Here is a 19,931-nt window from a genome sequence, read left to right on the forward strand (position 1 = left end):
GTGTCAGTGGAACTTTGGCAGCAGTGCGTGGAGCTTCTGCGTGATGAGCTGCCTGCCCAGCAATTCAACACTTGGATCCGTCCGCTACAGGTCGAAGCCGAAGGCGACGAGTTGCGTGTCTACGCACCGAATCGTTTTGTTCTCGATTGGGTCAACGAAAAGTACCTGGGCCGCGTGCTCGAGCTGCTGGATGAACACGGCAACGGCAGTGCGCCGGTTCTTTCCTTATTAATAGGCAGCAAACGCAGTTCGGCGCCTCGCGCTGCACCTAATGCGCCACTGGCCGCCGCTGCCTCGCAAGCGCTGCAAGCGTCAGCAGCCAATGCCACCCCGGCGGCGGCTCCTGCGCCAACTCCGGCACCGACTTCAGCTCCGGCCAAGAAAGCCGCGGCGCAGAAGAGTGCCGAGGTCAGCGAAGAACCCTCTCGTGACAGCTTCGACCCGATGGCGGGCGCCAGCTCGCAGCAGGCACCGGTACGCGCTGAGCAGCGTACTGTCCAGGTAGAAGGTGCGCTCAAGCACACCAGCTACCTGAACCGCACCTTCACCTTTGAAAACTTCGTCGAGGGTAAGTCCAACCAACTGGCTCGGGCAGCGGCCTGGCAGGTGGCGGACAACCCCAAGCATGGCTATAACCCGCTCTTCCTTTATGGCGGCGTCGGTCTGGGTAAGACCCACTTGATGCATGCCGTGGGTAACCACTTATTAAAGAAGAACCCGAATGCCAAGGTCGTGTACCTGCATTCCGAGCGTTTTGTTGCGGACATGGTCAAGGCGTTGCAGCTCAACGCCATTAACGAATTCAAGCGCTTCTATCGTTCGGTCGACGCATTGCTGATCGACGATATCCAGTTCTTCGCTCGCAAGGAGCGTTCCCAGGAAGAGTTCTTCCACACCTTCAATGCCCTCCTCGAAGGCGGCCAGCAGGTGATTCTCACCAGCGACCGTTATCCGAAGGAAATCGAAGGCCTGGAAGAACGCCTCAAGTCCCGCTTCGGCTGGGGCCTGACGGTAGCGGTCGAACCGCCGGAACTGGAAACGCGGGTGGCGATCCTGATGAAGAAGGCCGACCAGGCCAAAGTCGAACTGCCCCACGATGCGGCGTTCTTCATTGCTCAGCGAATTCGTTCCAACGTCCGTGAACTGGAAGGCGCACTCAAGCGAGTCATCGCCCACTCGCACTTCATGGGGCGCGACATCACCATCGAGCTGATTCGCGAATCGTTGAAGGACCTGCTGGCGCTGCAGGACAAGCTGGTGTCTGTGGATAACATCCAGCGCACCGTCGCCGAGTACTACAAGATCAAGATTTCTGATCTGCTGTCCAAGCGACGTTCGCGTTCGGTAGCCCGCCCCCGCCAGGTGGCCATGGCCCTGTCCAAGGAACTGACCAACCACAGCCTGCCGGAAATCGGTGATGTGTTCGGTGGCCGCGACCACACTACGGTGCTGCACGCCTGCCGCAAGATCAATGAACTTAAGGAATCCGACGCGGACATCCGCGAGGACTACAAGAACCTGCTGCGTACTCTGACCACTTGATGACTCCAACGCAGCTTATTAAGGCAAGGGACTAGACCATGCATTTCACCATTCAACGCGAAGCCCTGTTGAAACCCCTGCAACTGGTCGCCGGCGTCGTCGAACGCCGTCAGACCTTGCCGGTACTTTCCAACGTGCTGCTGGTTGTCGAAGGCCAGCAACTGTCGCTGACCGGTACCGACCTGGAAGTCGAGCTGGTCGGTCGTGTGCAACTTGAAGAGCCCGCAGAGCCGGGGGAAATCACCGTTCCCGCGCGCAAGCTGATGGACATCTGCAAGAGCCTGCCCAACGACGCGCTGATCGACATCAAGGTCGACGAGCAGAAACTGGTGGTGAAGGCCGGTCGTAGCCGCTTCACCCTGTCGACCCTGCCTGCCAACGACTTCCCGACCGTGGAAGAAGGCCCGGGTTCGCTGACCTGTCAGCTGGAGCAGAGCCGCCTGCGTCGCCTGATCGAACGCACCAGCTTCGCCATGGCCCAGCAGGACGTGCGCTACTACCTCAACGGCATGCTGCTGGAAGTGTCCGCCGGGATCATCCGCGCCGTGGCCACCGACGGTCACCGTCTGGCCATGTGCTCGATGCAGGCGGATATCGGCCAGCCCGATCGCCATCAGGTGATCGTGCCGCGTAAAGGCATCCTGGAGCTGGCCCGTCTGCTCACCGAGCCGGATGGCAACGTCAGCATCGTCCTGGGTCAGCACCACATTCGCGCCACTACCGGCGAGTTCACCTTCACCTCCAAGCTGGTGGACGGCAAGTTCCCTGACTACGAGCGCGTGCTGCCAAAAGGCGGTGACAAGCTGGTACTGGGTGACCGTCAGGCCCTGCGTGAAGCTTTCAGCCGTACCGCGATCCTGTCCAACGAGAAGTACCGCGGTATCCGTCTGCAGCTGGCCAATGGTCAGTTGAAGATCCAGGCCAACAACCCGGAGCAGGAAGAAGCGGAAGAAGAAGTGGGTGTGGAATACAACGGCGGCTCGCTGGAAATCGGCTTCAACGTCAGCTACCTGCTGGACGTACTGGGCGTGATGACCACTGAACAGGTGCGCCTGATCCTGTCCGATTCCAACAGCAGTGCGCTGGTGCAGGAATCCGACAACGACGACTCGGCTTACGTTGTCATGCCGATGCGCCTGTAATCATGCTCAGCAGAAGCTAGATGTCCCTCAGTCGCGTCTCGGTCACCGCGGTGCGCAATCTGCACCCGGTGACCTTCTCCCCCTCTCCCCGCATCAACCTTCTCTACGGCGCCAACGGCAGTGGCAAGACCAGCGTGCTGGAAGCCATCCACCTGCTGGGGCTTGCCCGCTCGTTTCGCAGTGCCCGCCTGTTGCCGGTGATCCAGTATGAACAGCTGGCTTGTACGGTCTTTGGCCAGGTGGAGTTGGCCCAGGGTGGGCACAGCAGCCTGGGGATATCCCGGGATCGTCAGGGGGAGTTCCAGATCCGCATCGACGGTCAGAATGCCCGCAGCGCGGCGCAGCTGGCGGAAATCCTGCCGCTGCAACTGATCAATCCGGACAGCTTTCGTCTGCTGGAAGGCGCTCCAAAGATCCGCCGACAGTTCCTGGACTGGGGAGTGTTCCATGTGGAACCTCGCTTCATGTCCACCTGGCAGCGCTTGCAGAAGGCCCTGCGGCAGCGGAACTCATGGCTGCGGCATGGTACACTTGACGCCGCTTCGCAAGCGGCCTGGGACCGGGAACTGTGTCAGGCCAGCGCTGAAATCGATGAATACCGCCGCGCATACATCAAAGCCTTGAAACCAGTCTTTGAGCGGACCTTGGGCGAGTTGTTGCAGCTCGAGGGCCTGACGCTTAGCTATTACCGTGGTTGGGACAAGGACCGAGAGCTCAGTGAAGTGCTCGCGGCCGCCCTGCACCGTGATCAGCAAATGGGTCATACCCAGGCCGGTCCACAACGTGCTGATTTGCGTCTGCGCTTAGGCGGACACAACGCCGCGGACATCTTGTCCCGTGGCCAGCAGAAGTTGGTGGTCTGTGCCTTGCGCATTGCCCAGGGGCACCTGGTGAGCCAGGCCCGTCGCGGTCAGTGTATTTATCTGGTGGATGACTTGCCGTCCGAGTTGGACGAGCAGCATCGCCGCGCACTTTGTCGCTTGTTGGAAGACTTACGCTGCCAGGTGTTTATCACCTGTGTAGACCACGAATTATTGAGGGAAGGCTGGCAGACGGAAACGCCAGTCGCTTTGTTCCACGTGGAACAAGGCCGTATCACCCAGACCCACGACCATCGGGAGTGAAGGCATGAGCGAAGAAAATACGTACGACTCGACCAGCATCAAGGTGCTGAAAGGTTTGGATGCCGTACGCAAACGTCCCGGTATGTACATTGGCGACACCGATGACGGCAGCGGTCTGCACCACATGGTGTTCGAGGTGGTCGACAACTCCATCGACGAAGCGCTGGCCGGTCATTGCGACGACATCAGCATCATCATCCACCCGGATGAATCCATCACCGTTCGCGATAACGGTCGCGGTATCCCGGTAGATGTGCATAAAGAAGAAGGCGTCTCGGCGGCAGAGGTCATCATGACCGTGCTCCACGCCGGCGGTAAGTTCGACGATAACTCCTACAAGGTATCCGGCGGTCTGCACGGCGTAGGTGTATCGGTAGTGAACGCCCTGTCCGAAGAGCTGATCCTCACTGTGCGCCGCAGCGGCAAGATCTGGGAACAGACCTATGTCCACGGTGTTCCGCAAGAGCGGATGAAGATCGTTGGCGACAGCGAAACCACCGGTACCCAGATCCACTTCAAGCCTTCGGCTGAAACCTTCAAGAACATCCACTTCAGCTGGGACGTCCTGGCCAAGCGGATTCGTGAACTGTCCTTCCTCAACTCCGGTGTCGGCATCATCCTCAAGGACGAGCGCAGCGGTAAGGAAGAGTTGTTCAAGTACGAAGGTGGCCTGCGGGCGTTTGTTGAATACCTGAACACCAACAAGACAGCGGTCAACCAGGTGTTCCATTTCAACGTCCAGCGTGAAGACGGCATTGGCGTGGAAATCGCCCTGCAGTGGAACGACAGCTTCAACGAGAACCTGTTGTGCTTCACCAACAACATTCCACAGCGCGATGGCGGCACCCACCTGGTGGGCTTCCGTTCTGCTCTGACGCGTAACCTGAATACCTACATCGAAGCCGAAGGCCTGGCCAAGAAGCACAAGGTTGCCACCACCGGTGACGACGCTCGTGAAGGCCTGACCGCGATCATCTCGGTGAAGGTGCCGGACCCTAAGTTCAGCTCCCAGACCAAGGACAAGCTGGTGTCTTCCGAAGTGAAGACCGCTGTCGAACAGGAAATGGGCAAGTACTTCTCCGACTTCCTGCTGGAAAACCCCAACGAAGCCAAGTTGGTGGTGGGCAAGATGATCGACGCTGCTCGTGCTCGTGAAGCGGCGCGTAAAGCCCGTGAAATGACCCGTCGTAAAGGCGCGCTGGATATCGCCGGCCTGCCGGGCAAACTGGCGGACTGCCAGGAAAAGGACCCTGCCCTGTCCGAACTCTACCTGGTGGAAGGTGACTCTGCTGGCGGCTCCGCCAAGCAGGGACGCAACCGCAAGACCCAGGCGATCCTGCCGCTCAAGGGCAAGATCCTCAACGTCGAGAAGGCGCGCTTTGACAAGATGATCTCCTCGCAAGAGGTCGGCACCTTGATCACCGCGCTGGGCTGCGGCATCGGCCGCGAAGAGTACAACATCGACAAGCTGCGTTATCACAACATCATCATCATGACCGATGCTGACGTTGACGGTTCGCACATCCGTACCCTGCTGCTGACCTTCTTCTTCCGTCAGTTGCCGGAGCTGATCGAGCGCGGCTACATCTACATCGCCCAGCCGCCGCTGTACAAGGTCAAGAAAGGCAAGCAAGAGCAATACATCAAAGACGACGAGGCCATGGAAGACTACATGACCCAGTCGGCTCTGGAAGATGCCAGCCTGCACCTGAACGACGAAGCTCCAGGGATCTCCGGCGAGGCGCTGGAGCGCCTGGTCAACGATTTCCGCATGGTGATGAAGACCCTCAAGCGCCTGTCGCGCCTGTACCCGCAGGAACTGACCGAGCACTTCATCTACCTGCCGGCCGTGACCATGGAGCAACTGTCCGATCACGCCGCCATGCAGGATTGGCTGGCCAAGTACGACGCCCGCCTGCGCACCTCCGAGAAGTCGGGCCTGGTCTACAAGGCCAGCCTGCGGGAAGACCGTGAGCGTAATGTCTGGCTGCCAGAGGTCGAGCTGATCTCCCACGGCCTGTCCAACTACGTCACCTTCAACCGCGACTTCTTCGGCAGCAACGACTACAAGACCGTCGTCTCCCTGGGCGCTCAACTGAGCACCCTGCTGGACGAAGGCGCGTATGTTCAGCGCGGCGAACGCAAGAAAGCGGTCACCGAGTTCAAGGAAGCCCTGGACTGGCTGATGGCGGAAAGCACCAAGCGCCACACCATCCAGCGATACAAAGGTCTGGGCGAGATGAACCCTGACCAACTGTGGGAAACCACCATGGACCCAAGCATGCGCCGCATGCTCAAGGTGACCATCGAGGACGCCATCGGCGCCGACCAGATCTTCAACACCCTGATGGGTGATGCGGTCGAGCCACGTCGCGACTTCATCGAAAGCAACGCCCTGGCGGTGTCCAACCTGGACTTCTGATCCAGGGACACAGCTGAAAATAAAAAGGCCGACGCTTGCGTTGGCCTTTTTTATTGGCAGATTGTTCAATCCCTCATCCATAACGATTTACGTTTTTATCCGGACAAGGCAGTCATGACGAATGCTCAAGAAAATCATTGAAGATGAATATGCCGGTAATCGTTGCCACACCCATGAGTGGTTGAACCCCGACTCGACGCAGGTGCTGTCCGCGCTCAACCGCCTGGACGGAAAGGCTTTCAGCTCGACGGTTTTTTTCTTCAGCGACGAGACCCTGATGCATATCGGGGGCGGTGCGGCCGATCAGTATGTGGTCTTTATTGCCCAGGACGTCGACCAATCGTTGCAGACCCTGCTCAGCGCAGACAGTCCTGACGATCAGCGGGTTGAATTGGTCGTGGGCGGCCAGTCCGGCAGTTACCCTCGGTATCAGTGTGTGGTTAAAGAGCGAGCGAGACAGGCCCTGGCTTATTTCTCGGCCTATGGCTCGGCTGATCCCGATCTGGCCTGGGAAGTGGAAGGCTAACTGGACAGTAAGGACGTTGACCTTGGCAGGTACAAGCAGCCACCTATGCGATGAAGCACGCTTCCCCATCGCCTGGCGTTTCAATGCCGCAGATTGTGGTCTGGGTGCTGACGACAAACAGCGCGTTGTGCTGTTTGATCAGGCAGAGTCACAGGTGCTGTGGGACCGGTTCATTCCAGTGCCCAGTCTGATCACTGGGCTGCCCAGCCTGTTTCAATGCCATGAAAAACCCACGCTGGATTTTGCCCAGCGCGGTGAGTCGTCATTGTTCTTCGAGCGGCGGCTGGGCCCGGCCAGGCTCTTTTCACCCTTTTTTTACAACAGCAATCGCTCGGAAATTTGTTATGGATGATGAAAACCAGGAAATATCGATCCGGGTTGTTGCGGGGCAGAACAGCCACGGCCCGGTCTATGAGCCGCTGCATGTACGGCGGATCGATGAGGACAGTTACGAGATTCTCTACTCACCGGGGCTGACGCTGAACCTGGCCAAGGGCGACATCATTTCGATCAAGGACCCCCAGGCCCCCGCCGTGGTGCTCAAGCGAGGCGGCAACTTCTGCATCCACATTTATGCAGATCATATTCCTGAAGAACATATCGTTGCCCTGGCGGCGGATGTGGCGAGCGAATTGGGCGGCATGCTCGACGGGCGCTATAAGGGCAATCTGACATTGTCGGTGCCGGCGCGAAACGGCATGGACAACATCGCCCTGTTCTTCAACCGCTTCCGCGAGACCACGGGCATCGAGTGGTACTACGCCAACATCTATAAAAACCTCGATGACACCGATGACGAGACCTTGCTCAATTGGTGGCTGGCCGAATGAACGAAAGACAGCAGCTTATCTGTGAGCGCTACGATCTAGCTCCCCAGGCACCGGAGCCGATGATTGCACTGGCCACCGGTTCCTTGGCACAGTCGCCCATCTATGGCACCCGGGTCGAGTTGCCGGAGAACGGCACGATCAGTTGGTTTATCCACTGCGGCGAACATTCCACAGCCTTGGATTTCTACCAGCCTCTGTGCGTCGAGCACCTGCCCGAGCTGTTGCCGGAGGTGATCGATTACCTGTATCTGCCAAGCGGGACGCGTTTCATCATCGACCGCGCCGGCTATGAAGATGTCTGGCAGGACCCGCAGTGATTTCAAGCCGCTTTTGACGGCAAGCAGTCAGTTGCCCTGCTCGTCAGGCGACGCGACACTTTCCAGCCGGTAGCCGTAACCGTAGATCGTCAGCAACTGCCAGCCACGGTCCGCGGTCAGTCCGAGCTTGTTGCGCAGACGGTAGATGTGGGTATCCAGGGGGCGCGAGGAAATGATTTCCTCGTGGGTCCAGAACCGTTCGTACAGGTACTCCCGGGACAGCGGCCGGCCCAGGTTGGCGAACAGGCAGCGGGCCAGACGGTACTCGCGCTCGGTCAGGCTGATGGGGGCACCGGCGCGGGTGACGGTCAGTTCGGCGTCATCGAAACTCAAGTCATTGAAGGTCAGGACCTCCTCGCTGTTGCTGCGCTGCAGGCCGTGGCGGCGCAGCACCGCATTGACCCGGGCCTTGAGTTCGTTGGGACGAAAAGGCTTGCTCAGGTAGTCATCGGCGCCGGTGTTCAGGGCCTGGACGATGTCGCTCTCGGCATCACGGCTGGTGAGCATGATGGCCGCCGGAGGGGAGTCCATGTGCTCGCGGGTCCAGCGCAGCAACGACAGGCCGCTGAGGTCCGGCACTTGCCAGTCGAGAATCAGCAGGTCGAAGGTTTCCCGCCGCAGTTGGCGTAGCAGGTCTTCGCCCCGTTCGAAGCGATGCAGGGACCAGGCGGCTTCACCGGGGCCGGGAATTTCTCGCAGTGTCTGTTCCACCCGTGCCAGTTCTGCGGGTTCGTCATCCAGTATCGCGACACGCATGCCAGGCAGTTCCTTATGGTTCGAAGAGCACCTGAGACGCAGATCCAGCGGCTTCAGGCTGGGGGAAGTTTAGGTGCCTTGGCTGATTCTGAACAATTATGGCGAATTGCTCTTGAGCCCCTGCTCCCTCGGTACGCTGATATCAAATAGCCGGTAAGGCACCTGGAGCACGGGTGCCTGGGGGGCTATCGCAGCAGCACGATACCGGCTCGCTCAAGCAAGGAAAAGAACCATGGGGAACATGTTCAGCAAAGGCCAGGTCGCGTTGGTCAGAATGTTCAGCGGCGATGATCCGCTGCGCCTGGTCAGTTTGATGCTGGCGGCTTATCTGGGGATCAGTGCCAGCGTCTTGCCGTCGCCATCCGCTTCCTGCTGTGAGGCGGCCAAGGCCGAGGTTTACTCGACACTGGCCTCGCCCGACAGCCATGAAACCCGCCTGACCCTGGATGCCGAACCGGTACTGGGCAGAACAGCCCTGCCTGCGGATTGGCAGGCACCTGCACCACGCTGGGTCTTTTAGCAGGCGGGGCGATGATTCTGAACAAATATTGCAAATCCGTCGCAGTCTCTCGGCCAGCGTTACATTGCTCCTCGCTGAGTGGCACACGGGGGCACCTGGAAGTGCTCCGACACAGGGAGTGTCAACCGCCAGGCTGGCGGCACAACGCGCGCTTGCGTGCGTCGTTGAAGGGGAATACAGGGAGTGCCTCCTCAGGACTTTGGGCCGGGCGACCTGTCGCCTCGGTTCCGACACAGGGACGTGTCACTTTCTTCGCTCCCTGTGCGCTTCCCTCCCGGTTCCGACTCGTCCTCTCTCCTTTGGGCGACGCCGCGCAGCGTCCGGCTTTCTGCCCACGCGCTGCCTCAGGTATGGTGCGTAGGATTTCGCCGTGGTTTTCCCAAAGGCTCAAAGCATATTCATGAATGACCTCTGCCCTTCTCCGTCCGTTGGCCGGTTGCAGGTGGCGTGCGCCGCATTGCTGCTAGCGGGTCTGATCCTGCCATCGTGCGCCGTGCAGGCTGCCCCGCAACGCCTTCCCTATATAGATGACAACCAGCAATGCCGTGGCCAGCCCTTGCCGGCTACCGTCGAGCATCTGACGGGTGATGCCTGGAAACTGGATGCCAAGGGCCGCGAGGTGGCCCTGGAAGAAGGCATGAGCATCGATGAGAAAGAAGGGGTGAAAACTTCGCCATCGGCTTTCGTCAGCCTGTCCCTTGGGGATGGTTCGCGAGTGGTGTTGCCCTCCAGTTCCCAGATCACCCTGCAACTCAATACGCAATACAGCATTCCTCAGGTGGTCCTGGAACAGGGCCAGATCGAGTCCTATGTGATCAAGCGCAACAGCGACCACGACCGCTTCCAGATCGTGACCCCCGTGGGCGTGTTGGGGGTACGAGGGACTCATTTCCGGGTGCGTAATGACGATCAGCAATCCCTGGTGGAGGTGCTCAACGGCCAGGTGGCGGTGAGCCGCGAAGACGAGCCGCCGAGCAAGGCTGCTCGACGTTCCGGCAAGCGCGTTGTGGATAAACCTGCAGGTCCGCGGCCAGGGGAAGTCCAGGTCATGGCGCGCCAGGGTTTGCGCATTCAGAAGCAGGGCGAGCTCAAACCAGTGGAACTGCTGGCCGCGCCCCGGCTGCTGGGGCAGGCCGGACAAACCGGCGCCCTGCCCGTCTGGCAGCTGATCCTGCAACCTTTGCCGGGTGCCCGTCGCTATCGGGCACAGGTGGCCACCGACAAGGGTTTCCTCAACATCAAGCAAGAACAGTTCTCCAGCACCCCGGAAGTGAACTTCACTGGCCTGAAGGCGTTTTTCTATCATGTACGGCTCTCGGCGTTCGACGAGCATGGCCTGGAAGGAGAAACCGGGGTCTATGACATCTTCTACTACCCCAGGACCACTCGTGTTCAATAACCCGTCGGCGGGCCGCCGATGAGTCTCTGGAAGCAAAGGGCCAACGGCCGTGAACCGACCCAGGCCCAGCGCCTGTTTCGCCGCCTGGTACGTGAATGGTTGTGGGTTGGCCTGATTCTTCTGCCCCTGACTGCCTTACTGTCCCTGAGCCACGGCCTGGCTTTGAACAACCTGTTCTATGACAACCTGCGACGTTTTACCCCGCTGCTGGTAGACCCGCGCATTCTGTTGGTGACCATCGACGACTACAGCCTGCAGCAACTGGGACGCTGGCCCTGGCCACGGGCGCTCCATGGACAGTTGCTGGACCGGCTGACGGACGCCAAGGTCAAAGGCGTGCTGTTCGATGTGATCCTCAGCGAACCCGGCAGCACTGTAGAAAACGACACGCAGTTGGCCGCCGCCCTGTGTCGCTCCGGCACGGTGTTCCTGCCGGTGCTGCGCGAGGGGGTTGCTCGCTATGGCCAGGACCTGGAGGAGATCCCTCCGGTGCCGGTGCTGCGCCACTGTGCTCGGGGGCTCGGGCATATCAACGCAGAAGCGGATGCCGACGGCACCGTGCGCAGTGTCTACCTGCGCGAAGGTCCGCAGCAGGCGCCGCGGGCGCAACTGACCTGGTTGCTCTATCAGCTCACCGAAGCCGATCCGCTGTCGTCGCTGATGCCGGGCCCCGCGACTGCGCAGATCAGCAGGGGCTGGCTGCGAGCCAACCCGGTACGTATTGCCTTTATCGATAAGGCGGCGGGCTTTCCCAGCGTGCCCTATGTCAGCGTGCTGCGTGGCGAGGTGCCTGCCGAGTTGCTGCGTGACCGGCTGATCCTGGTGGGGTCCACCGCACCGGGGCTGGGCGACCGTTATGTCACCCCGCAATCCGGCAGCCAGGGCACCACCCCGGGCGTGGAGATCCAGGCCAACCTGCTCAATGGCCTGTTGCAGCATCGCAGCATCGTCGCCCTGGGCCAGTGGCCGGGGATGCTGTGGTCCATGGCCCTGACCGCAGCCTTGCTCGGATTGTTGCTGTGGCGTCCGCGCCACGCCTTGTGGATAACCCTGGGCTGCATGGGCCTGGCCCTGTTGGGATCGGTGCTGATGCTGCGCTTGGGCTACTGGTGGTCGCCGGTGGCCAGCCTGCTGGGCATGCTGCTGGCGTACCTGATCTGGAACTGGCGTCGGCTCAGCGTGATCCTGGCCTATTTCGGTTGGGAGCTGGAGCGCCTGGACAACGAGCCCAAGGTGTTGCCGGAGCGCCGTCGTGGCCAGACCCCCGCCGGTGATGTGCTGCAAGGGCAGATCGTCGCCCTGGAACAGGCCCTGAGCCGGACCCGGGATACCCGGCGCTTTATCGCCGACGGCTTGGAGTACTTGCCGGTGGCGACCCTGATCAGCGACCCGGACGGCAAGATTCTGCTGGCCAATCGCAATGCCCGGGAAGTGTTCGCCCACTCACTGGTCGGGCAGCCCTTGATCGCGCAATTGGCCGCCCTGGGCTATCCGGGCCTGACGGAACCTGCGCACTATCCCAGGCTTGAGCAACTGACGGCGCTGGAGTTTCGCGACATTCAGCAACGCAGCCTGCGCATGGAACTGGCGCCGCTGCTGCCGGTGGACAGTGACAACGCCATCGGTTGGTTGTTGAGCCTCACCGACCTCAGCGTCGAGCGGGACGCCGAACAGCAACGGGGCGTATTGCTGCGTTTTCTTTCCCATGACCTGCGCGCGCCCCATTCGGCGATCCTCGCGCTGCTGGACGTGCAGAGCCGCCAGCCATCGCCACCCAGGCAGGTCTACAGCCAGATCGAGCAGCAGGTGCGTCGAGCCCTGGGGCTGACCGAGGCATTCGTGCAATTGGCCAAGGCCGAGTCGGAGGCCTATCAGTTTGCGCCGAGCATGTTTGCCATGCTGGTCCTGGACGCCTTCGACCAGGCCACGACCCTGGCCCAGTTGAAGCATATCCACCTGGTGCACGACCTGGATGAGGATGGCGAGAGCATGATCCTGGCGGATCAGCCGCTGCTGACCCGGGCCCTGTTCAATCTGCTGGAAAACGCCATCAAGTACAGCCCGGCGAATTCCACCGTCAATGTTCGGGTGAGCTGTGCCGAGGGCTGGCTGCGTTGCGAAATCATCGACCAGGGCCGGGGCATTGCGGCCCAGGAACTGCCCCTGTTGTTTGGTCAGTACCAGCGGTTTGCCTCGGCCAAGGGCATCGACGGCCTGGGCCTGGGACTGTCCATGGTCAAGGCGGTGGTGGACCGGCATCAAGGGCGGATCAGCTGCCGCAGCGAGGTGGGCCAGGGTTCCTGTTTCATCCTTGAGCTGCCCTTGTTGGAGGAATAAGGGCGCGGGGATATTCCAGGCGAAAAAAAACCGGCATCAAGGCCGGTTTTTTTGGCTGCGGTAAAACTTATGCACGTTTTTCCACATTTTATGAGCTTGGGAAATATACATATAAATCAGTGATTTATAGGTCGATTTCAGCCGTTGTACGAATAGTCGTACACAGGTTATCCACAGAAGCTCATACAGCAACCTTATCCGTGGAAGTCGCCAATGGTGGCAATGAGCCCATATCTCGCTGGGCCTGTTCATTCCAGGCGGCAACCCGGTCGTTGAGCTCGGCGATGGCGCGTGGGCCGCTGCCTTCGGCGTACATCGGCGCGCCAATGGTCACGGTGATGGTGCCCGGGCGCTTGGCCCAGCCGGTCTTCGGCCAGAACTTGCCGGCGTTGTGGGCCACTGGCAGCACGGGCAGGTCGGCGTTTACCGCCAGGGCACTGCCACTGCGGGAGAACTTGCCGACGGTGCCATAGGGCACGCGAGTGCCTTCCGGAAAGATCAGCACCCAGACATTGTCTTTGAGCAGTTCGTCGCCCTTGCTCGCCACTTGCTTGAGGGCCGCCTTGGGGTTGTCGCGGTCGATGGCGATGGGGCGCAGCATGGCCATGGCCCAGCCGAAGAACGGCACATACAGCAACTCACGCTTGAGGACCTGGCTCAAAGGCTCGAAGTAGGCCGAGAGGAAGAAGGTCTCCCAGGTGCTCTGGTGATTGGAGACGATCACGCAGGGCCGCTCGGGGACGTTTTCAGCGCCCTTCACTTCCACGCGAATGTTCAGAAATACCTTGGTCAGCCACAGCGCGCAGCGACACCAGTAGACGTTGATAAAGCGGTAGCGCGCCTTGAAGGGCAGGAACGGCGCGATAAAAAAGCTCAGGGAGCACCACAGCAAGGAACTGGTGCCCAACAGCAGGTAAAAGAAGAAGGTTCTGATGGCCTGCAGGATCGACATAGCGGCATTTACCATTGCGGGCATGCCCGCCTGTTAAAAAGCGCTCTCCCGAACAGTCCTTGGTCAGGATGCCAGAAGGGGCCTAATTGTGGATAAGTTCAGCGGCAACGGCCGCCAGGTCGTCAAAAATCAAGGTGCCTACCGGCAGGGTTTTCCCCAGGGTCTTTTCGCCTTTCCCGGTCTTTACCAATACTGGCTGAGAGTCGACGGCTTTTGCGGCCTCCAGGTCACCGAGACTGTCACCGACAAACCATAGACCTGTCAGTTCTGCCTGGTAATGCTCGGCAATGGTCCGCAGCATGCCCGGTTTCGGTTTGCGACAGGCGCACCCTTCGTCGGGGCCGTGGGGACAATAGACGATCAGCCCGACCTCGCCGCCCTGCTCCGCCACCAGCTCGCGCAGGCGCGCATGCATGGCGTCGAGGGTGGCCAGGTCGTAGTAGCCGCGAGCGATGCCGGACTGGTTGGTGGCGACCGCCACCGTCCAGCCGGCCTTGCTCAACTGCGCAATGGCTTCGATCGAGCCGGGGATTGGAATCCACTCCTGCACCGATTTGATGTAGGCATCGGAGTCGTGATTGATCACGCCGTCACGGTCGAGTATCAGCAGTTTCACAGCAGTTCCTTACCTGATCAGCTCAGTACCGAAATGTCCGCCACACCCAGGAACAGGCCCCGCAGACGCGCCAGCAGCGCATAGCGGTTGGCCCGCACCTTGGCATCCTCGGCATTGACCATCACCGCCTCGAAGAAGGCGTCCACCGGCTCGCGCAGAGCGGCCAGGCGGGCCAGGGTCTCGCTGTACTGACGCGCTGCGGCCATCGGCTGTACAGCCTGGTCCGCCTGCTGGATCGCCGAGTACAGGGAGAACTCGTTGGCGTTGTCGAAGTACTTGGCTTCGACGGTGGTCGGCACATTGCCTTCGATCTTGCTCAGCAGGTTCGACACGCGCTTGTTCACCGCGGCCAGGGCGGCGGCTTCCGGCAACTTGCGGAAGGCCTGCACGGCTTGTACGCGCTGGTCGAAGTCCAGGGCCGAGCCCGGCTTCAGGGCACGTACCGACAGGTAGGTGGCCACATCCACGCCTTCGTCTTCATAACGGGCACGCAGACGGTCGAAGATGAACTCCAGCACCTGGTCGGCCAGGCCGGCGGCCTTGACCTTGCTGCCGAAGGCGCTGACGGCGAAGGCCACGGCGTCGTTCAGGTCGAGGTCGAACTTCTTCTCGATGAGGATACGCAGCACGCCCAGGGCCGCGCGACGCAGGGCGTAGGGGTCCTTGCTCCCGGTGGGCAGCATGCCGATGCCGAAGATCCCCACCAGGGTGTCCAGCTTGTCGGCGATGGCCACGGCGGCACCGGTCACGGTGCTTGGCAGCTCGGCGCCGGCGCCACGCGGCATGTACTGCTCGTTGAGGGCCAGGGCCACGTCTTCCGGCTCGCCGTCATTGAGGGCGTAGTAGTAGCCGGCGATGCCTTGCATCTCCGGGAACTCGCCGACCATTTCGGTGGCCAGGTCGCACTTGGACAGCAGGCCGGCACGGGCGGCGCGCTGGGCGTCGCCGCCAATGCGCGGGGCAATGAAGGCGGCCAGCTTGGAAATCCGCTCGGCCTTGTCGTAGACGCTGCCGAGTTTTTCCTGGAACACCACGTTCTGCAGGCGCAGGTTGAAGTCTTCGAGCTTCTGCTTCTTGTCCTGCTTGAAGAAGAACTCGGCGTCGGTCAGGCGTGGGCGCACGACTTTCTCGTTGCCCTCGATGATCTGGCGCGGGTCCTTGCTCTCGATGTTGGCCACGGTGATGAAGCGCGGCAGCAGCTTGCCGTCCACGTCCAGCAGGCAGAAGTATTTCTGGTTGTCCTGCATGGTGGTGATCAGGGCTTCCTGGGGCACTTCAAGGAAACGTTCCTCGAACGAGCACACCAGTGGCACTGGCCATTCCACCAGGGCGGTCACTTCGTCCAGCAGGTCCGCCGGGACGATCGCCGTGCCTTCTTGCAGGGTGGCCAGTTCCGCGGTGCGCTTGCTGATCAGCTCGCGGCGCTCGTTGGCGTCGGCCAGCACGTAGGCGGCACGCAGGTCGGCCAGGTAGTTGGCCGGCGAGGTGATGCGCACGCTTTGCGGGTGGTGGAAGCGGTGACCACGGGAGTCGCGACCGGCCTTCTGGGCCAGGATGGTGCAGTCGATGACGTCGTCACCCAGCAGCATCACCAGCCATTGGGTCGGACGCACGAACTCTTCCTTGCGCGCCGCCCAGCGCATGCGCTTGGGAATCGGCAGGTCGTTCAGCGAGTCTTCGACGATGGTCGGCAGCAGGCTGGCGGTCGGCTTGCCCTTGATGCTCTGGCTGTAGCGCAGTTTCGGGCCGCTCTGGTCGATCTCGCTGAGTTCGACGCCGCACTTCTTGGCAAAACCCAGGGCCGCCTGGGTCGGGTTGCCTTCAGCATCGAAGGCCGCCTGGCGTGGTGGGCCGTCGAGGTTGATGCTGCGATCCGGCTGCTGGGTGTCCAGCTGGGTGATCAGTACCGCCAGGCGCCGTGGCGCGGCGTACACGTGCTTGGCCTGAAAGCTCAGGCCGGCGCTCTGCAGGCCTTTCTCGATGCCGGCCAGGAAGGCTTCGGCCAGGGTGTTCAGGGCTTTGGGTGGCAGTTCTTCAGTGCCCAGTTCAACCAGAAAATCTTGCGCACTCATTGTGCCGCCTCCAACTTAGCCAACACTTCATCACGCAGGTCCGGGGTCGCCATGGGGAAGCCCAGCTTGGCGCGAGCCAGCAGGTAGGCTTGCGCCACGGAACGCGCCAGGGTGCGCACACGCAGGATGTACTGCTGACGCGCAGTCACCGAGATCGCCCGGCGTGCATCCAGCAGGTTGAAGGTGTGCGAGGCCTTGAGGACCATTTCATAGCTCGGCAGCGGCAGCGGCTGATCCAGCTCGATCAGGCGCTTGGCCTCGCTTTCGTAGAAATCGAACAGTTCGAACAGCTTCTCGACGTTGGCGTGTTCGAAGTTGTAGGTCGACTGCTCCACTTCGTTCTGGTGGAACACATCGCCATAGGTGACCTTGCCGAACGGGCCGTCGGCCCAGACCAGGTCGTACACCGAGTCCACGCCCTGCAGGTACATGGCCAGGCGTTCCAGGCCGTAGGTGATCTCGCCGGTCACCGGGTAGCACTCGATGCCACCGGCCTGCTGGAAGTAGGTGAACTGAGTCACTTCCATGCCGTTGAGCCAGACTTCCCAGCCCAGGCCCCAGGCGCCCAGGGTCGGCGATTCCCAGTTGTCCTCGACGAAACGGATGTCGTGCACCAGCGGGTCCAGGCCCACGTGCTTCAGGGAACCCAGGTACAGCTCCTGGAAGTTCTCCGGGTTGGGCTTCAAGACCACCTGGAACTGATAGTAGTGCTGCAGGCGGTTGGGGTTTTCGCCGTAGCGGCCGTCAGTCGGGCGACGACTGGGCTGCACATAAGCGGCGTTCCAGGTTTCCGGGCCAATGGCCCGCAGGAATGTGGCGGTGTGGAAAGTGCCGGCGCCTACTTCCATATCGTAGGGCTGAAGTACCACACAACCTTGCTCGGCCCAGTACTGCTGGAGGGCGAGGATCAAGTCTTGGAAGGTACGCACGGCTGGCGTAGGCTGGCTCACGAAATTCACCTGTTACTTGGGCTGCGATTTAAGGAGCGGGAGTATACCCGATTCAGTCCTGCGCACGCCCCCTGGAGCCTTATGCCACGCTGCTTTTGGTGTTCCGACGATCCGCTGTACATGGCTTATCACGATCAGGAGTGGGGCGTGCCGCTGCGCGATGGGCAGCGTCTGTTCGAGTTGTTATTGCTCGAAGGGTTCCAGGCCGGGCTGTCCTGGATCACCGTGCTGAAGAAGCGCGAGCGCTATCGTCAGGTGCTGTTCGGCTTCGATGTGCAGCGCGTGGCGCAGATGAGCGACGCCGAGATCGAGGACCTGATGCAGGACCCCGGTATCATCCGCAACCGCCTCAAGCTCAACGCCGCCCGGCGCAATGCCCAGGCCTGGCTGGAGCTGGAAGACCCGGTGGCCTTTCTCTGGTCCTTCGTCGGTGGTGTGCCCAAAATCAATCATTTCCGGGACCGCAGCGAAGTGCCGGCGGTGACCCCGGAGGCCGAAGCCATGAGCCGCGGCCTGCAGAAAGCCGGTTTCACCTTCGTCGGCCCGACCATCTGCTACGCGCTGATGCAGGCTTCGGGCATGGTCATGGATCACACCCGCGACTGTGATCGTTACGCCATCCTCTCCAACGCGCGGTTAGAATAGCCGGCTCGCGACACGCTTCAGACCGACAGATCAGGAGTCATTTGTGGATAAGTTTAAAGGCGCCCTGCTGGTGGGCGCTCTGCGGTTGTTTGCCCTGCTGCCCTGGCGCGCGGTGCAGGCGGTCGGCGCGGCCATCGGCTGGATCATGTGGAAGACCCCCAATCGCTCCCGCGACGTGGTGCGCATCAACCTGGCCAAATGTTTTCCACAGATGGACCCCGCCGAGCGCGAGCGTCTGGTGGGACAGAGCCTGAAAGACATCGGCAAGTCCCTGACCGAAAGCGCTTGCGCCTGGATCTGGCCGGCGGAGCGCTCCATTGCTCTGGTGCGGGAGGTCGAGGGCCTGGACGTACTCAAGGACGCCCTGGCCTCGGGCAAGGGCGTGGTCGGCATCACCAGCCACCTGGGCAACTGGGAAGTGCTCAACCACTTCTATTGCAGTCAGTGCAAACCGATCATTTTCTATCGTCCGCCCAAGCTCAAGGCCGTGGACGAGCTGCTGCGCAAGCAGCGGGTGCAACTGGGCAACCGCGTGGCCGCCTCCACCAAGGAAGGCATCCTCAGCGTCATCAAGGAAGTGCGCAAAGGCGGTGCGGTGGGCATTCCCGCCGACCCGGAACCGGCCGAATCCGCCGGGATCTTCGTGCCCTTCTTCGCCACCCAGGCGCTGACCAGCAAGTTCGTGCCGAACATGCTGGCCGGCGGCAAGGCCGTGGGGGTGTTCCTTCACGCCCTGCGCCTGCCGGATGGTTCGGGCTACAAGGTGATCCTCGAAGCGGCCCCGGACGACATGTACAGCACCGACACCGAAACCTCCTGTGCGGCCATGAGCAAGGTGGTCGAACGCTATGTCGGGGCGTATCCGAGCCAGTACATGTGGAGCATGAAACGCTTCAAGAAGCGCCCGCCGGGTGAGGCACGCTGGTACTGACCGAGCTGGCACGATCTGTGGATAACTTCGCGTAGGGCGTTATCCACAGCACACACAACAAGGGCGCAGAAGATGTCCGAGCACCGCAAGTCGTTTCGCATCAAGATTTCCCACGAGAGCATTGGCGAATGCCTGGGGCAGACTCGCAACCTGTCTGCCAGTGGCGTCTATGTGCAAAGCCCGGTCCTGGCGCAGTTGCCCAAGGGCGCGGTGGTCTATGGCCAGGTGCAGGGCTTGCCGGCGGCGGCGCCCAGGGTGCGCATGGAAGTGGTCCAGGCGGACGCGGAAGGGATCGCCCTGCGCTACCTGTGAAATCGTCCTGTAGCCGCTGCCGAGCCCGCGAGGCTGGGAAAAGGACCGAAGGGCCTTGCTTGGCGATCTCCAGCCGAACCTGTGTCGTCTCAAGATATTTGCGTCCCTGCGGGCCGTTCGCAGCCTTCGGCAGCGGCTACAGGGGATAGGGGTCAGCCTTGAGACTGGCGATCGAGTTTTTTCAGGAACACGGTCATTTCCTTTTCTGCCTGTTTGTCGCCATGCCCCCGGGCCGCTTCCAGGCCCTGTTCCCAGGCCTGACGCGCCGCCGCCAGGTCGCCCTGTCCCTGGCAGGCCTTGCCCAGCAGCTTCCAGGCCGCCGAATACTTGGGATCGAAACTCACACAGTGCTGCAGGTGCTCGGCGGCCTTGGCGAAATCGCCCTGGTCCAGATAGCCCTTGCCCAGGCCAAAGCGCAGCAAGGCGTTATCCACACCCTTGGCGAGCATTTTTTCCAGCGATTCAAGCATCGTTGTCACTCCTGTGGGCTCATGTAGCCGCCGCAGGCTGCGCAAGGGCAGCGCCTGCGGTGCAGTCG

General features: G+C 61.2%; 20 protein-coding genes. 14 read left to right on the top strand and 6 right to left on the bottom strand.

Annotated elements, in window-relative coordinates:
• The 8 genes from dnaA (at position 1) to LOY69_RS00040 (ending at position 7,903) form a co-directional block, all read left to right on the top strand.
• Positions 1–1,542: a chromosomal replication initiator protein DnaA gene (gene dnaA, locus LOY69_RS00005; RefSeq protein WP_265073971.1), complete on the top strand. Its 1,542-nt coding sequence runs from the start codon at positions 1–3 to the stop codon at positions 1,540–1,542.
• A gap of 38 nt (positions 1,543–1,580) precedes the next feature.
• Positions 1,581–2,684 (top strand): DNA polymerase III subunit beta, encoded by a 1,104-nt coding sequence (gene dnaN, locus LOY69_RS00010; RefSeq protein ID WP_011058392.1) that lies wholly within the window; start codon positions 1,581–1,583, stop codon positions 2,682–2,684.
• Positions 2,685–2,704: 20 nt separating this feature from the next.
• Positions 2,705–3,808 (top strand): DNA replication/repair protein RecF, encoded by a 1,104-nt coding sequence (recF, locus tag LOY69_RS00015; RefSeq protein WP_102862424.1) that lies wholly within the window; start codon positions 2,705–2,707, stop codon positions 3,806–3,808.
• 4 nt (positions 3,809–3,812) lie between these two features.
• Positions 3,813–6,230, top strand: a complete 2,418-nt coding sequence (gyrB, locus tag LOY69_RS00020) for a DNA topoisomerase (ATP-hydrolyzing) subunit B (protein WP_110594153.1) — start codon at positions 3,813–3,815, stop codon at positions 6,228–6,230.
• Positions 6,231–6,351: 121 nt separating this feature from the next.
• On the top strand, positions 6,352–6,756 hold the full coding sequence (locus tag LOY69_RS00025) for an Imm1 family immunity protein (RefSeq protein ID WP_110652500.1): 405 nt from the start codon (positions 6,352–6,354) through the stop codon (positions 6,754–6,756).
• Positions 6,757–6,778: 22 nt separating this feature from the next.
• Positions 6,779–7,108, top strand: coding sequence for a hypothetical protein (locus tag LOY69_RS00030; RefSeq protein WP_110594151.1), 330 nt, complete (start codon positions 6,779–6,781; stop codon positions 7,106–7,108).
• On the top strand, positions 7,101–7,586 hold the full coding sequence (locus LOY69_RS00035; protein WP_123390188.1) for a DUF4265 domain-containing protein: 486 nt from the start codon (positions 7,101–7,103) through the stop codon (positions 7,584–7,586). The genes LOY69_RS00030 and LOY69_RS00035 overlap by 8 nt, the downstream gene beginning before the upstream one ends.
• Positions 7,583–7,903 (top strand): hypothetical protein, encoded by a 321-nt coding sequence (locus tag LOY69_RS00040; RefSeq protein WP_180988448.1) that lies wholly within the window; start codon positions 7,583–7,585, stop codon positions 7,901–7,903. The genes LOY69_RS00035 and LOY69_RS00040 overlap by 4 nt, the downstream gene beginning before the upstream one ends.
• 27 nt (positions 7,904–7,930) lie before the next feature.
• Here the strand turns inward: LOY69_RS00040 and LOY69_RS00045 are convergent, their stop codons facing one another.
• A complete protein-coding gene (locus LOY69_RS00045; protein WP_102881402.1) occupies positions 7,931–8,659 on the bottom strand; it encodes a response regulator transcription factor in 729 nt (242 codons plus the stop codon).
• Positions 8,660–8,891: 232 nt separating this feature from the next.
• Here LOY69_RS00045 and LOY69_RS00050 point away from each other — a divergent pair, with 232 nt between their 5' ends.
• The 3 genes from LOY69_RS00050 (at position 8,892) to LOY69_RS00060 (ending at position 12,915) form a co-directional block, all read left to right on the top strand.
• Positions 8,892–9,179, top strand: a complete 288-nt coding sequence (locus LOY69_RS00050) for a hypothetical protein (RefSeq protein WP_102881403.1) — start codon at positions 8,892–8,894, stop codon at positions 9,177–9,179.
• A gap of 400 nt (positions 9,180–9,579) precedes the next feature.
• Positions 9,580–10,578 carry a FecR domain-containing protein gene (locus tag LOY69_RS00055; RefSeq protein ID WP_265073972.1) on the top strand — a complete coding sequence of 333 codons (999 nt, stop codon included), beginning with the start codon at positions 9,580–9,582 and terminating at the stop codon, positions 10,576–10,578.
• An 18-nt stretch (positions 10,579–10,596) separates the two neighbouring features.
• Entirely contained in the window at positions 10,597–12,915 is a 2,319-nt protein-coding gene (locus LOY69_RS00060) for a CHASE2 and HATPase_c domain-containing protein (RefSeq protein WP_265073973.1), read from the top strand.
• A gap of 181 nt (positions 12,916–13,096) precedes the next feature.
• Here LOY69_RS00060 and LOY69_RS00065 read toward each other — a convergent pair whose 3' ends face one another.
• From LOY69_RS00065 to glyQ, 4 genes are all read right to left on the bottom strand, one after another.
• Positions 13,097–13,867, bottom strand: a complete 771-nt coding sequence (locus LOY69_RS00065; RefSeq protein WP_102881406.1) for a lysophospholipid acyltransferase family protein — start codon at positions 13,865–13,867, stop codon at positions 13,097–13,099.
• 82 nt (positions 13,868–13,949) lie between these two features.
• On the bottom strand, positions 13,950–14,483 hold the full coding sequence (gene gmhB / locus LOY69_RS00070) for a D-glycero-beta-D-manno-heptose 1,7-bisphosphate 7-phosphatase (RefSeq protein ID WP_092318060.1): 534 nt from the start codon (positions 14,481–14,483) through the stop codon (positions 13,950–13,952).
• A 17-nt stretch (positions 14,484–14,500) separates the two neighbouring features.
• Entirely contained in the window at positions 14,501–16,555 is a 2,055-nt protein-coding gene (gene glyS / locus LOY69_RS00075; protein ID WP_102881407.1) for a glycine--tRNA ligase subunit beta, read from the bottom strand.
• Complete coding sequence (glyQ, locus tag LOY69_RS00080) at positions 16,552–17,505, bottom strand: glycine--tRNA ligase subunit alpha (RefSeq protein WP_003177094.1); 954 nt, start codon at positions 17,503–17,505, stop codon at positions 16,552–16,554. Before glyQ ends, glyS begins: the two co-directional genes overlap by 4 nt.
• Positions 17,506–17,586: 81 nt before the next feature.
• Here glyQ and tag point away from each other — a divergent pair, with 81 nt between their 5' ends.
• The 3 genes from tag to LOY69_RS00095 all read left to right on the top strand — a co-directional run bounded on the left by tag (position 17,587) and on the right by LOY69_RS00095 (position 19,393).
• Positions 17,587–18,150 carry a DNA-3-methyladenine glycosylase I gene (tag, locus tag LOY69_RS00085; protein ID WP_102881408.1) on the top strand — a complete coding sequence of 188 codons (564 nt, stop codon included), beginning with the start codon at positions 17,587–17,589 and terminating at the stop codon, positions 18,148–18,150.
• Positions 18,151–18,193: 43 nt separating this feature from the next.
• Positions 18,194–19,081: a lysophospholipid acyltransferase gene (locus LOY69_RS00090; RefSeq protein WP_102881409.1), complete on the top strand. Its 888-nt coding sequence runs from the start codon at positions 18,194–18,196 to the stop codon at positions 19,079–19,081.
• 72 nt (positions 19,082–19,153) lie between these two features.
• Positions 19,154–19,393 (top strand): PilZ domain-containing protein, encoded by a 240-nt coding sequence (locus LOY69_RS00095; protein ID WP_092318073.1) that lies wholly within the window; start codon positions 19,154–19,156, stop codon positions 19,391–19,393.
• 152 nt (positions 19,394–19,545) lie between these two features.
• On the opposite strand, the gene LOY69_RS00100 is transcribed toward LOY69_RS00095, so the two are convergent.
• Entirely contained in the window at positions 19,546–19,863 is a 318-nt protein-coding gene (locus LOY69_RS00100) for a tetratricopeptide repeat protein (protein ID WP_170001370.1), read from the bottom strand.
• Positions 19,864–19,931: the final 68 nt, after the last annotated feature.

Source organism: Pseudomonas sp. B21-059, assembly GCF_026016285.1.
Lineage (GTDB): Bacteria > Pseudomonadota > Gammaproteobacteria > Pseudomonadales > Pseudomonadaceae > Aquipseudomonas > Aquipseudomonas danubii.

Excerpts from the sequence above, each read along its gene's own strand:
- recF (WP_102862424.1), top strand. The coding sequence starts at position 2,705 with ATGTCCCTCAGTCGCGTCTCGGTCACCGCGGTGCGCAATCTGCACCCG.
- glyS (WP_102881407.1), bottom strand. The coding sequence starts at position 16,555 with ATGAGTGCGCAAGATTTTCTGGTTGAACTGGGCACTGAAGAACTGCCA.
- LOY69_RS00025 (WP_110652500.1), top strand. The coding sequence starts at position 6,352 with ATGCTCAAGAAAATCATTGAAGATGAATATGCCGGTAATCGTTGCCAC.
- tag (WP_102881408.1), top strand. The coding sequence starts at position 17,587 with ATGCCACGCTGCTTTTGGTGTTCCGACGATCCGCTGTACATGGCTTAT.
- LOY69_RS00050 (WP_102881403.1), top strand. The coding sequence starts at position 8,892 with ATGGGGAACATGTTCAGCAAAGGCCAGGTCGCGTTGGTCAGAATGTTC.
- LOY69_RS00100 (WP_170001370.1), bottom strand. The coding sequence starts at position 19,863 with ATGCTTGAATCGCTGGAAAAAATGCTCGCCAAGGGTGTGGATAACGCC.
- LOY69_RS00065 (WP_102881406.1), bottom strand. The coding sequence starts at position 13,867 with ATGTCGATCCTGCAGGCCATCAGAACCTTCTTCTTTTACCTGCTGTTG.
- LOY69_RS00055 (WP_265073972.1), top strand. The coding sequence starts at position 9,580 with ATGAATGACCTCTGCCCTTCTCCGTCCGTTGGCCGGTTGCAGGTGGCG.
- LOY69_RS00060 (WP_265073973.1), top strand. The coding sequence starts at position 10,597 with ATGAGTCTCTGGAAGCAAAGGGCCAACGGCCGTGAACCGACCCAGGCC.
- LOY69_RS00035 (WP_123390188.1), top strand. The coding sequence starts at position 7,101 with ATGGATGATGAAAACCAGGAAATATCGATCCGGGTTGTTGCGGGGCAG.
- dnaN (WP_011058392.1), top strand. The coding sequence starts at position 1,581 with ATGCATTTCACCATTCAACGCGAAGCCCTGTTGAAACCCCTGCAACTG.
- LOY69_RS00040 (WP_180988448.1), top strand. The coding sequence starts at position 7,583 with ATGAACGAAAGACAGCAGCTTATCTGTGAGCGCTACGATCTAGCTCCC.
- LOY69_RS00045 (WP_102881402.1), bottom strand. The coding sequence starts at position 8,659 with ATGCGTGTCGCGATACTGGATGACGAACCCGCAGAACTGGCACGGGTG.
- gyrB (WP_110594153.1), top strand. The coding sequence starts at position 3,813 with ATGAGCGAAGAAAATACGTACGACTCGACCAGCATCAAGGTGCTGAAA.
- LOY69_RS00095 (WP_092318073.1), top strand. The coding sequence starts at position 19,154 with ATGTCCGAGCACCGCAAGTCGTTTCGCATCAAGATTTCCCACGAGAGC.